This is a genomic window from Algoriphagus sp., assembly GCF_024305035.1.
Classification (GTDB): Bacteria; Bacteroidota; Bacteroidia; order Cytophagales; family Cyclobacteriaceae; genus Algoriphagus.
Genome location: NZ_JAMWZB010000035.1, coordinates 36,823 through 51,056 on the forward strand (window position 1 = coordinate 36,823; position 14,234 = coordinate 51,056).

A 14,234-nucleotide genomic window follows, 5' to 3' on the forward strand; every position below is an offset into this window, starting at 1 on the left:
GTCTTTAAAAAATTACGTTTCTCGATCCTATTTTCATTAATTCTGTTAATTCGGTATAAAAATTGAAACAAAGTTGCGTCGATCCATCAGAAAACTTGCATAAAAGTGAGTTTTTGACTTGATTTAAAACTTAACAGTACTCACCCTTCAAAAACTTAACCCGAGAATGAAAAAGAAATGGATTGGTATGCTTGCTTTAGTTGGATTAGCTGCCGCAATTTTTCTGTTTCAAAACCGCCCATTTTCTTCCGATAAGTCCAAGTTAACCACCCTCTCCGAATCAGACAGTATCCCGGAAGCTGTAGCGCCAGACAGATTTTTATATGGGATCGATGTGACCGGACTAAACATCATCGAGGGCACCGTTAACAAAAACCAAACCTTGGCCTCCATATTAAGTCCCTTTAATGTTCCCTATCAGATCATTGACGCCATTGCCAAAAAATCAAAAGAGGTTTTTGATGTGCGAGGGATTGCGACCAATAAAAAATTTACGGTTTTGACCTCTGGAGACAGCGTACCGGCCCGCTTTTTTATTTACGAACCGAATCCTGCCGAATATGTAGTGTTTGATTTGGACAGTTTAGAAATCTACAAAGCGGAAAAACCTGCTGAATATCGAACTCGTGAAGCGGCAGGTATGATCGAAACCTCACTTTATGTAGACATGATCAAACAGGGGATAGGCCCAGATTTAATTGACTTGTTTGCAGATCTTTATGGCTGGTCAGTCGACTTTCAACGCTTACAAAAAGGAGATAAATTCAAAGTTCAGTTTGAAGAAAAATTAATTGATGGGGAAGTGGTGGGAATTACCGATATCAAATTAGCTTACTTTGAACACATGGGCGAACCCTATCATGCGATTCCATTCGAGCAAAACGGAGAGTTAAACTTTTTTGACCAACATGGTGAAAGTTTAAAGAAAGCATTTCTAAGAGATCCTTTAAAATATTCTCGCATCAGCTCACGCTACAGTCTTCGCCGATTTCATCCTGTTCAAAAACGATACAAAGCCCATTTAGGAACTGATTATGCTGCCCCAACTGGCACGGATATTCGATCCGTGGGCGATGGGACGGTAGTCGAGGCCAGGTACACCTCTGCCAACGGCAATTATGTAAAAATCAAACATAACGGTACCTACACTACCCAATACCTTCACATGTCAAAAATCGGGAAAGGAATCAAACCAGGTACTCGTGTTAGACAAGGACAAGTAATCGGCTACGTGGGAAGCACTGGATTGGCAACTGGCCCTCACCTATGTTTCCGCTTTTGGAAAAATGGCAGACAAGAGGACTGGTTAAAAGAGAAAATTCCACCCTCCGAACCGATACTTCCACAAAACAGAATGGCTTTTGAAGACAAAAAAGCAGAAGCACTCAAACTATTGGCCGCTATCCTGGTACCGGGCGAAAACCAAGAGCTTATTGCTCAAAAGCAAGAAATACTCCCCCAAAGATCCGGAGAATAATGCTATCCTAGAATAGGTTTCCCCTTAAAAGAAGCTGAATGTCAACCTGATATTCAGCTTCTTTTTTTATCTTACTAAATCAACCACCAATTTTAACCAACATGAACATAAAATCCATGGGGTTATGGATGCTAATGCTCCTACTTAGCTTTTCCATTCATGCCCAACGAAAAACAAGCCCGGCTGAAAATACCAAATTAGCAAAGCAAGATTTTTCTGCTTTCAAATTCAGAAATATCGGGCCTGCCTTTACCTCAGGAAGAATAGCCGACATTGCCATTCACCCAGAAAATCGAAATACCTGGTACGTGGCTACCGCATCCAGTGGAGTCTGGAAAACTGTCAACGCAGGAACCACCTGGACTCCCATTTTTGATGATCAGCCCGTTTTTGCGACCGGATGTGTCACCATAGACCCGAACAATCCCCATAGAGTCTGGGTGGGAACCGGTGAAAACAATGGAGGTCGGCACATTTCCTTCGGAGATGGGGTCTATTTGAGTGAAGATGGCGGAGCTACATGGCAAAATATGGGGCTTAAGGATTCTCAGCACATCGGTAAAATCATCGTACATCCAACTGACTCGAATATAATTTATGTGGCTTCCCAAGGACCTCTTTGGAATAAGGGTGGAGACCGGGGTTTTTATCGCTCAGTTGATGGAGGAAAAACCTGGGAAAAAACGCTTGGAGATGAAGAATGGACAGGAGTAGCTGATATAGTAATTGATCCGAGAAACCCTGAAGTGATTTATGCTGCTACCTGGCAAAGACATCGAACCGTCGCAGCCTACCTGGGCGGTGGAGAAAAAGGGGGAGTTCATAAATCCACAGATGGCGGAAAAACCTGGACCCAACTTAAAAATGGGCTTCCCAATGGTGTCACTGGCAAGATCGGATTGGCCATTAGCCCACAGAACCCTGATTATGTCTATGCCACCATTGAATTGATCAGAAGGTCTGGAGGAGTTTACTTGACGAAAAACCAAGGAGCCTCTTGGGAAAAAATGTCAGATGCCGTCGCAGGGGCTACAGGACCGCATTATTATCAGGAAGTATATGCTTCTCCCCATGACTTTGGTACCCTTTACTTGATTGATGTTCGTATGCAGGTTTCCTATGATCATGGGAAAACTTTTGAGCTACTCAACACTTCTTCTACGCACTCGGATAGCCACTCCTTAAATTTCATTGAAGATGAGCCGAATTTTTTGCTTCTAGGAACAGATGGTGGGATCTATCAAACCAAAGATGGAGCTCAAACCTGGAAGTTCTTCGATAATTTACCCCTTACCCAATATTATAAGCTCGCCGTAGACGATTCCGAACCCTTCTACAGGATTTATGGAGGTACCCAAGATAATGGTTCGCATGGGGGGCCCTCTCGAACGGATGATCAGATTGGGATTTCAAATGGACATTGGTCCCGAGTGCTTGGGGGAGACGGTCATCAATCTGCTGTGGAACCTGGAAATCCGACAATTGGCTACGCAGAATCTCAGCAAGGTTACCTCAATCGCCTGGATAGAATCTCCGGTGAATCTGTTTTCATCCAACCTCAGCCAGCTGCCGGGGAGGGAGAAGAGCGGTTTAACTGGGATGCTCCCATTTTGCCAAGTCAACATGTCCCAAGTACGATTTATTTTGCCTCTCATCGCGTTTGGAAATCCACCGACCGCGGAGATTCCTGGAAGGCCATTTCAGAGGACTTGACTAAGAAAAAAGAACGATTAGAGCAACCTATCATGGGTAGAAACCAAAGTTGGGATAACGCATGGGATGTTTATGCCATGTCCAACTTCAGTTCCATTACCTCACTGGGAGAATCCCCCCTCAATCCGGAAATTTTGTACGCAGGCACCGATGATGGATTGATTCAATCCACCACCAATGGTGGAGAAAACTGGACTGCAGTAGAGGTGGGTAGTATTGTTGGTGTGCCGGCCAATGCTTTTGTCAATGATATTCGGGCGGATTTATTTGAGGAACAGACTGTCTATGTCGTATTGGATAATCACAAAGAAGGAGACTTCAAACCTTATGTGGCTAAAAGTGAAGACGCTGGAAAAACTTGGACCTTAATTAACGGAAACCTTCCATCGACCTTATTAACCTGGCGAATAGTCCAGGATCATATTAATAAAGACCTCCTGTTTTTGGCTACTGAATTTGGAATTTATTTTACTCCAAATGCTGGTAAGGAATGGATTAAGTTGTCAGGTGGAGTTCCGACTATCTCTTTTCGAGACATCACCATCCAACGAAGGGAAAACGATTTGGTAGGTGCATCTTTTGGAAGAGGGTTTTTCATTTTGGATGATATGAGCCCTTTGAGAGAAATTACCGAAGCGACTTTAAATGAGCCTGCTAAGCTTTTCAAACCAAGAGATGGCTATTGGTATACTGAAAGAAGAACACAAAGCAGTATGGGGGATGATTTTTGGACTGCTCCAAATCCTGACTTCGGGGTAACATTTTCCTATTTCCTTAAGGAGGGCTTAACCACAGCAAAATCAGAGCGACAAAAGAAAGAGGCCGAAATGAAAGGACAGTCCATTCCTTTCCCGGGATTTGAGGCTTTAGAGGCTGAGATGAGGGAAAAAAGCCCAGAAATACACTTGGTCATCTCTGATGATCAAGGAAATATCCTACAGCGCGTCAAGGCCAATACCTCATCCGGATTTCACCGGACCACCTGGGATTTGAGCCTTGCTTCTCAAGGATTAATTAATCCTGAATCCATTGCTCAAGGAAACAGGGGTGGAATGATGGCCTTGCCGGGTAGGTATTCGGCCACGCTTGAACTCCAGCGAGAGGGTGAAATTTCCCAACTTGGTGAACCCGTGAGCTTTGAAGTGAAGCCCTTACGAAAAGGGGCCCTTCCGGGTAAGTCTTTGGAAGAAATCAAATCTTTTAGAGCTGAACTTCAAAGTTTCCTCAACCAAGTCACCGAAACCAATCTGAGCCTGGATGAAGCCCTAAGCTCAGTCAAAGCAATGCAGGCTGCACTTTCCCGATCCGGAAAAGCTGATGCAGCGCTGTTGAAAGACCTGGATACTGCTGAAAAAGCCTTATTGCATATCGACTCCCAACTCAATGGAAACTTGGCACAACGAGAAATTTTTGACCCCATGCCACCTACCATTTCCGACAGAATCTCCGCTGCCTATAGTGGAGCTTACGGAACCTATGGGCCTACCGGCATGCAAAAATCAGCCTTAGAAGCTGGAAAAACAGAGCATGAGCCAATCGCATCTGAGCTCAAAACGCTGGTAAATGAAACTATTCCATCCCTGGCGCAGCGATTAAAAGCACTCGGATCTCCTCCGATTAAGGGCTTAACCAATTAAACCTAAAGCTCCGGTTAACAGCCGGAGCTTTTTTGTTTTGATTTCGTTGAGATCAATCCTCAAGGAAAACTTAACTTGCAGAATCAAATCTGTAGCCTTGGAAAAAGACCAACTGATCAGAATCAATAAATACCTCAGCGAGGTGGGCTTTTGCTCGAGAAGGGAAGCGGACAAGTTGCTGGAACAGGGAAGAATTACCCTCAATGGGAAAGTTCCTGAATTAGGGACCAAAGTAAGCCCTGGAGATCAAGTCGCCGTTGATGGAAAAGCGGTTGGTCAACCGATCCAAAAGCATACCTACCTTGCTTTCAACAAGCCCGTGGGAATCGTATCAACCACTGACACCAAGGGCGAAAAGAATAACATCATTGATTTTATCGGACATCCAGAGCGGATTTTCCCTATTGGGAGATTAGACAAGGATAGTGAAGGACTGATTTTTTTGACTTCCGAAGGGGACATTGTCAATAAAATTTTGCGCGCTGGAAACCGCCACGAAAAAGAATACATCGTCACGGTAGACAAACCCATCGACGAGCGATTTATTCAGCGCATGTCAAATGGTGTTCCGATCTTAGGAAAAATTACCAAGAAATGCAGGGTGGAAAAAATCAGTAAGTTCAAATTCCGAATCATTTTGATCGAAGGTATGAACCGCCAAATTCGTAGGATGACTCAGTATTTTGGCTACACGGTAAAACAACTTAAGCGCGTCCGAATCATGAATATTCAATTGGATATTCCTACCGGGAAATGGCGGGATTTAACCCCAACGGAATTAAAAGAGCTCAACGAACTCATTTCCGGAAGTTCCAAAACGGCATAAAAAAAAGGACTTCGATTGAAGCCCTTTTTCAGATACTAATACTCTATAAACTTATCACATCGTATCTACTTTTTTCTGTCGACCGGTGTAGGTAAATGCTCCTTTTTCCAGTCGAAGTTCTGTTCTTCTGTTAAGTTGATGCATCGCTTCAGTACAGGTTCCAGTGCTACAGTCATGAATCGGCTTAGTTTCTCCAAACCACTTGTGCTCCATCCTGTTTTCTTCAATCCCACGTTTGATCAAGTACTCTTTCACGACATCAGCTCTACGCTCAGAAAGAGACTCGTTGTAAGCATCATCTCCTCGTTGATCCGTGTGCCCTTCAATAAAGAGCATCAAATTCGGCAACCGTTGTAGCATAATGGCTGTTCGCTCCAAATCCTGCTTATGTACCGATCTCAACATAGACTTATCAAAATCAAAGTAGATCGTTGGTATATCATTGATGTCTTTCTGAACCATATCGAAGATATCCTCGGGCTTACAAAAATCCATATCTTTCAACTCTTCAGGAATGTCATACTGCTTCGTTGGATCAGGAAATGCTTCCAAGACCAGTTCAGAACGTCTGTTTAATTGATGGTCCACATCAGGACAAGGAACCCCGTTTCCACAATCATTCACCAAATTCTGTTCTCCAAACCACTCCAATCTGATTCTGTCAGCGGAAATGTTGTATTGAGCCATGTATTCAGTAACTGCCTGGGCACGGTTATTTGATAAAGTAATATTATACTCATCAGAGGCTCTAGAATCGGTATGTGAAGCTACCAAAAGGTCAAGGAAGGTGTACTTATTCATGACCTCAGCAATTTTATCCAATGCTTCTTTGGCATCTTCACGGATGACGTATTTGTCTAGGTCATAATAAACAATGTCCACAAAAACTGGAAGTTGATAAGGAATGGGAGAAAGTTTGTATTCCTTCTTCAAAGTATCTCCTTCAAACCCTTTGGTTGAGATATCATCCGCTGTGATGGTAAAATAACCAGGCTTAGAAATACGGATCGAAAAATCACTATCTGGCTCCAATTCGGCAGTCAGTTCTCCTTTTGCATTACGTTGGGTAGTCACATTTCCATTTTGAGTTTCATCTCTTAAGGTAGCCATGTAGCTATCGTTGATGATCACTCCTTCGCAATCAATTACACGAGCAAGAAACTGCTTATAAACATCTTCCATCAAATAAATGTCGTCAAGACCCATTCCCCCGTTTCTGTTGGAAGAAAGGTAAACCTCTCCATCTTCCATTTCACGGTAACCAAAATCATCGGCGCTGGAATTGATGGGCATCCCCATGTTTTGAACATTGGAAACTCCAGAAGAGGTGTAGTCTGCCACATAGACGTCCAGTCCGCCTACTCGAGGATGTCCACTCGAAGAGAAGTAAAACTTATCTCCTTTTCGGAAAGGATGTGTTTCGTTTCCATCGGTATTTACTTGGCTACCCAAATTGACTGGTGGAGAAAAATTCATTTCTTCATCGTACTCAGAATAAAAGATATCATATCCTCCAAGCGACCCTTCCATATCAGAAGTGAAATACAGACGTTTCGCTTCTTCATCTACAAAGGGATGCATCACCGCATGACCCAATGAATCATTAAATGTGAATGGGGTAAAACCCTCTAATTCTCCATTTTCATTGACTTTGCTGTAGTAAATTTCAGGTTGTACAACGATTTCTCTGGTCTTTCTGACCTTTTTAATATCCCGAGTAACAGAATAGAAAAGAATTCCCGCTTCTTTGGCAAAGCTAGGATCAGAGAAGTTGAACGTACCGGGTACGTTTGACATCACTTCGGTAATTTCGCCCTCTTCATTTTTCTTGTAGATGCTGAAGTATTCCCGGTCTGTAAAATCGTTTTTCTCATCACTGAAGAATTTATTTCTTCCGTCGATTCGTAGGCCTGGCATTTCGCTGGAATAGGATCCACCACGGTCAGAAACAAAGAATTGATTTCCATTGGCGTCTTCTTCCAGGCTAAAATCCGATGCTTCTGAGTTTAATTCTGAAACGTTTTCGAGCTTGACCTTCTTTCGGGAAGAAACGGTAATCAGGTCTTCCACATCCAAAGAATCGGCAGATACTCCTCTTGCCTGAATCAGGCTTAAGGCTTCAGCTCTTTTATCGGTTAATTGTGCCGCCGAAAGCAGATTTGCGAAATCACTTTGCTCGACCTCCTCCTCATAGGCAACCACATTGGACCACCATTCATAGGATTGATCATAATCCCGTACCTTATCGTAAGCTTCGGCGACTTTTTTAGCCACATCATAGCTTGGCTTTTTGGCATAGGCTTCTTTATATTGCTCGATGGCGTGTTGATAGTTCATCAACTCCATCTGCTGATCAGCGTAGCGAACTTTGGATTTTTGAGCTGAGGCTCCCCCAACTATCCCTAAAAATAAGCTGGCTGAAATACTTACTATCGTCAATGTCTTTTTCATAATCAGAACCATCTTTGGTTTTTCATAACTGCTTTTCTTGGGGTCATGTAGAAGCCTACAGAAAGCTCGTGAGAGTTGTTTCTGTAATCACTTAGTACGTTGGTGTTATGATCGTAAGCATATCCCAAACGCAACCTATCCGTAGCAAATATTTCAATAATCGCTGCCACGGCATTTCTATTGGAAAGATTAGACTCTAGGTTATCATTCCAAATTTTCATATTTGAACGGTAGGAACCACCGACCCAAATTCGCTCACCAAATAAGAACATGGCATTGATGTCATAGTTGGTGGGTGCTCCCTTTACTTCCTTGATCAAGAAACTTGGCTTAAACTTCACCATGGTACTTAAGTCAAACAGCGCTCCCATGGTCAGGTAGTAGTGAAAATCATGATAGGCTAATGCGATGTCCTCTCTTTCAAGGGCATTTTTCCCAACCATGTTGTACACACTAAATCCTGCGTAGAATTTGCTGTTGTGATAGAACAAGCCCGTATTCAAGTTGGGAGTAAACAGATTTACCACACCCATTGGAATTTCCGAATCTGGAAAGTCATTTGGGTCTAACATGGATCCGTCAAGCGCATATTCAGTTACCCCCGCACTTACGCCAAGTCCTAAAAACCCGGTAGCACTGGTTTGAATTCGATAGGCATAGGTCAAGGATCCCCCTGTGGTTTTAGCCGGACCAAGCTGATCTGATAGGATAGAAAATCCGAAGCCCATGGTTCCCTCATTGGCGCTAAGATCAGCGGTCAATGTAAAGGTTTCCGGTGCTCCTGGGAAGTTTACCCATTGACTCCTGTAGGTCGATTGGATGTACGGCTCTCCCTTGTACCCGGCGTATCCTGGATTGATATGCAATCCATTGAAGATATACTGGCTAAACTGGGGGAGCTGCTGTCCAAAAGTCCCTCCGGTGGCCATGAAGGCCACCAGTAGGGTCATTCCGATGATTTTAAAAGTATTTTTCATAACGCTTCTTGATTAGTCTTTAATTACCTGGATCCAGCCCTTGAATTCATGTTCTCTGCCTGACTCATCTACCGCCACTAAGACGTAGAAGTAAGTACCTGCTACCTGACCTGGGGCATCCCAGTCATTGTTGTAATTATCTCGCTCGAGTACGTGATCACCGAATCTATTGAAGATGGTAATCGTGTTGCTCACAAACTTGCCGAGTCCCTGAATCTCAAAGGTGTCATTGTCACCGTCATTGTTTGGTGTGATCACATTTGGTATTCTAAATGGCCTGATCTCACTCACGTCAGAGTCCTCATTGTCCGTTTCGTCAGTATCTTCTTCTTCGGCGCCAACCACTACGGTATTGGTTACTGTTCCTGCAGATCCTGCTTTCACACGAACACTAAAGGTAATCGTTGCATCTGCTGGGAAGAATCCAATGTTCCAGGTAATGGTACTACCTGTCACTGTGGTAGACACTTCGGCATTGCTTGGATTGTCCACCACTTCGTTGCTGATGTATTCAACTCCAGAAGGCAACTGATCTGTGATCTGCACATTTCTGGCGTCGAATCCACCGATATTGCTGACCACTATTTCGTATTCAAACTCATCGCCTTCGAAAATAATGTCCTGAGTAGCTTCTTTGGTGACGTTCAAGTTCACATTGTCATTCTGCAACCTGAAGACCACAAGCGCATCGTCACTATTTTCAGGGAAGACGGTTTCTCTTAGGATGTATTCTAAGGTATATTCTCTGGCTTCATTTACTCCTGGTACCAAGCTCAATTCACCATCTTCATCAATCAATAGACCGATAATTCCATCCAATTCGGTGAATTCGAAGTCCACATCATCTGGATCAGGTCGCTGTCCGTCCAAGAGATCATTCTCCAGGATATTACCCAATCGGCCCCCGTAGCTCACGAAGTAGGTTCCGAAGTCATCATCGTTTGCGATGATCTCCTTTGGACCAATTCCAATCGTCACACTGTCTTCATCACCAATCTCGGTTTGGTCTGGAGTGGTGGCGGTAACATTGGCAATGTTTACGATTCCATCACTTTCCATGTCCTGGGCAGTAACTGAGTATTCCGTTTCAATGACTTCCACCTGACCTGGAGCAAGGTCACCGATATTCACCTCAAGTTCGGTCAACGGATCGAGTACGGTGACGTTGGTCAAGGTCACATTACCGGTGTTGGTTATCGTCAAAGTGTAGATAACCACATCTCCAACACCTTCGATTTCAGTTTTGTCAGTTGTTTTGACAATCTCAATTTCTGGCAGTTGTAGGGATTCAACTTCTTCCGATGCTTCATCCGATACTGGTGTCTCATCAGGAGCTTGTCCTTCTGCTGAAGCCACGTTCAATATTCCACCCTCATTCAAGTCCTCTACGGTCACCACATATTCAGTGATCAACTCTACAGTTTGACCCGGAGTAAGGGTTCCGATTACCTCCTCAAGCTCAGTCAATGGATCAGTTACAACGACATTGGTCAAAGTCACATTTCCATCATTACTTACAGTAAGTGTGTAAGTTACAACTTCACCTGCCTCAGAGACAGACTCCTTATCTGCATCTTTGGTGATCGAAATACTAGGATTAGGTGTGATGGGTGTCTCAACCTCATCTTCGTCAGTTGGTGTTTCTTCAGTTGGACTATCACCGGTGGCAAAGACTGTATTCAAGACAAATCCAGCATCCACATCCGCTTGGGTCACTTCATATTCTGTCGCTAGAACTTCTGATTCATTCGGAATCAAGGTTCCGATAGTGATATCTAATCCGGTCAATGGATCCTCAACGGTTACATTGTCCAAGGTCACATTTCCGTCGTTGGTTACGGTCAAGGTGTAAGTAATTACCTCACCTGCCATCGTCACTTCTGATCCATTATCGGATTTCACGACACTGATTGATGGGTTTTGAAGCGCATTGACCAATTCGGTATCCTCGGAAGTCAGCTCATTTCCATCTACTTGACCTGTCACAGTAGCCGTATTGGTGATGACTCCAGCATCAATATCCGCTTGAGTGACCTCGTAAGAAGTTTGAAGTATCACTGACTCACCCGCACCAAGAACTGGAATGGTTTGAGTGAACTGGGTCAACGGATCAATTACCTCCACATCTGTCAAATCAGCTGAACCAGGATTGGTTACTACTAGCGTATAGTTAATAATCTGTCCAGCAGATTCAACCACAGACACATCAGCAGTTTTCTCAATGGCAATTTCACAAGAATTGAAAGTCAAGGTCACTGCAGTTCTGCTCAAGCTGGAACAGTTGGTTTCAGGATTTACGGCCTCAGCATAATAAGTTATAGTTCCTAATCCAGTCAAGATTGGGTTAACTACCTCACCACCCACTGGTGCATTGTACCAGACGATTTCTAATCCAGGATCAACTAGAGCTGTTGCAGTCAAGGTCTGTCCTTCCTCGAAGAAACAGGCTACTTCGTCTCCTCCTGTAATTGGAGCATCTGGAGCCTCGTTGATCACCAACTCTACTGGAGTTCTGGTTAAGCTTTCGCAACCGGTTACGTCGTTAACAGCTGCTGCATAGTATGTCACATTCCCTACTGTGCTTAGGCTTGGATTTGCTGTAGTCTCATTTCCGTCAGCAGTGGTGTACCACACGATGCTAAATCCATCAGGAACCGTAGCGCTGGCAATAATAACTTCAGCATCCCCTTCGCAAATCACATTTCCAACTGGGTTGGTAGGAGCACCTGGCGCCGGGTTAATCACAAGTTCAACTGGAGTTCTGGTTAAGCTTTCGCAACCTGTTTCAATATTCACTGCTGCTGCATAGTAAGTGACTTCACCTACTGAGCTTAGGCTAGGATTAGCTGTAGTCTCTTCTCCGTCAGCAGTCGTGTACCATACGATACTAAATCCATCAGGAACCGTAGCGCTGGCAGTAATAACTTCAGCATCCCCTTCACAGATGGTTACATCAACCGGATTGGTTGGTGCCACAGGAGCATCCTGGATTTCAAGAGTAACCGGAGTTCTGCTTAAGCTTTCACAACCCGTCTCATTATTTACAGCTGCTGCATAGTAAGTGACATCACCTACTGTGCTTAAGCTTGGGTTAGCTGTAGTCTCATCACCTTCAGCTGATGTGTACCATACGATGCTAAATCCATCAGGTACTGTGGCTGTTGCGGTAATGCTTTCTGCATCTCCTTCACAAATGGTCACATCAACTGGATTGGTTGGTGTCACCGGAGCAGCATTGATAGTCAGGCTAACTGCAGCTCGTTCAGCACTTACACATCCAGTAGTCTCATTGACTGCTTCTGCATAGAAGATTTCAGTACCTATTTGATTCCAAGTCGGATCAACGACATTACCTCCAACCGGAGCATCGTACCATACAATCTGGTAATCGCCATCGACTGTAGCGGTAGCTGTCAAAGTTTGGATAGGATCTTCTTCACAAACTACTTGTGGTTCGCCAGCAACTGGAGTGGGCACCGAATCGACGGTTACTGTAGCTATATCACTGCTGACCACCCCACATTCGCCAGTTACTTCTACAAAGTAGTAAAGTGTACCTGCTGTAGCAGTAGATGGTACATAGGATGATCCATCAGCACCTTCAATGGCTTCTGCATTTTCTTTGGTATTCTCATCATTAACAAACCACTGGTAAGTCAATACTCCTTCTCCTGAAGCAATGACTGCAAGAGCTGTAGCCTCGTCACCGATACAGTAAATATCACCTTCCGGCTGCGTAGAGATTTCAGTAGTCTCATCTACGTCTACTATCACCTCATTGGAATCTTCAGAAAGGTTAAACTGTCCAAATCCTGCGGTAACAGTTGCGGTATTGGCTACCTCACCATTATTGATGTCATCACTAGTGACCGTATAGGTAACTTCGTAAATCCAGGTTTCTTCAAGTCCTAGGATGCCATCCTCACCTGAATCACCGCTAAGTGGCCCAGTAATTGGAGCATCAGACACTTTAGTATCAGTTACTTCTACATTAGAAAGGCTTACATTACCTTCATTGGTCACAGTAAATCGATACGTAATCTCATCACCTTCGGTAATACAATCTGCAGGCTCTATAGCTTCTTTAAGGATAGCAATGGCTGGATTCTGATTAAAGCAAGCTAGAGCCGTGTCTGAAACCGGTTCGATAAAGAACTGACTGATTAGGATTACTTCAGGTTGTTGCGGCCCATCAATTAAAATTTGATCAGGAAGCGGATTATTTTCTCCATCAATCACTAGTGATCCAGCAGTAGCTGTATTTTCAAAACACTCTGCTTCTATCATTTGAGAAGTGATCGTCATAGACAATTCTTCAAATTCACTAGAATTGAACACAACTTCTTCTCCTGGTGCGATGGATTCAATCAAGAATTCAAAATCAAGTTGCTCATCTTCCACCAAAATATTGGTCAAGGTTACGTTACCGTCATTGATGACTGTGATGATATAGGATAGCGTTCCATTCAATTCTTCATCATTCACATCAATTTCTTTGGTAATATCCAAGGATGGATCTTGACAAATTTCGATTTGAGTGACTTCATCATCTTCCATGGTCTGACCAGAAAGGTCAGATACATTTCCATAATCACCGACGGTGCCGGTTACCTCAGCCTGATTGCTAATCAATCCAGCTTGGGTATCCTCAGGAGTAATAGTATAAGTAGCGGTGTAAGTGGCAGTTTCACCTTCAAGCAAAGTTCCTTCTGGACTATCTTCTGAACTGGACACAAAGGTAATTGCACTTAAGGTCCCCGTTCCAGAGAAGCTTTCCTCATCGATCGATACATTATCGATCGTTACATTTCCAGTATTAGTTACCGTAAAGGTGTAAATCAGATTATCATCTGTATCCAAGCAATTGTCCTCATTGGATGGATCAGCGACAACGGTCTTAACCAAAGCGATGGAACAATCATTGATGGTCAAAGTCACTGGAGTTCGCTCCTGACTTTCGCATTGGGTTGTATTATTTACAGCAGCTGCATAATATGTTACTGTTCCGACCTCACTTAGAGTAGGAGAATCTGTAGTTTCATCTCCATTTTCAGTGGTGTACCAAACGATGGTAAATCCAGCAGGAACTGTCGCACTTGCGGTAATGCTTTCGGCATCTCCTTCACAGATCGTTACATCTATCGGATTGGTTG

General features: G+C 43.7%; 6 protein-coding genes. 3 read left to right on the plus strand and 3 right to left on the minus strand.

What is annotated here, in order from left to right; all coding sequences use genetic code 11:
- Positions 1-166 precede the first annotated feature (166 nt).
- From Q0L00_RS17010 to rluF, 3 genes are all read left to right on the plus strand, one after another.
- Complete coding sequence (locus Q0L00_RS17010) at positions 167-1,477, plus strand: peptidoglycan DD-metalloendopeptidase family protein (protein ID WP_297338092.1); 1,311 nt, start codon at positions 167-169, stop codon at positions 1,475-1,477.
- A 101-nt stretch (positions 1,478-1,578) separates the two neighbouring features.
- Complete coding sequence (locus Q0L00_RS17015) at positions 1,579-4,827, plus strand: glycosyl hydrolase (RefSeq protein WP_297338093.1); 3,249 nt, start codon at positions 1,579-1,581, stop codon at positions 4,825-4,827.
- A gap of 97 nt (positions 4,828-4,924) precedes the next feature.
- Positions 4,925-5,653, plus strand: coding sequence for a 23S rRNA pseudouridine(2604) synthase RluF (gene rluF, locus Q0L00_RS17020; protein WP_297338094.1), 729 nt, complete (start codon positions 4,925-4,927; stop codon positions 5,651-5,653).
- A 54-nt stretch (positions 5,654-5,707) separates the two neighbouring features.
- Here the strand turns inward: rluF and Q0L00_RS17025 are convergent, their stop codons facing one another.
- From Q0L00_RS17025 to Q0L00_RS17035, 3 genes are all read right to left on the minus strand, one after another.
- A complete protein-coding gene (locus Q0L00_RS17025; RefSeq protein ID WP_297338095.1) occupies positions 5,708-8,104 on the minus strand; it encodes an OmpA family protein in 2,397 nt (798 codons plus the stop codon).
- Positions 8,105-8,106: 2 nt separating this feature from the next.
- Positions 8,107-9,081 (minus strand): type IX secretion system membrane protein PorP/SprF, encoded by a 975-nt coding sequence (locus Q0L00_RS17030; protein ID WP_297338096.1) that lies wholly within the window; start codon positions 9,079-9,081, stop codon positions 8,107-8,109.
- 12 nt (positions 9,082-9,093) lie between these two features.
- Positions 9,094-14,234 (minus strand): gliding motility-associated C-terminal domain-containing protein (locus Q0L00_RS17035; protein WP_297338097.1); only part of this gene is annotated, 5,141 nt, incomplete at its 5' end.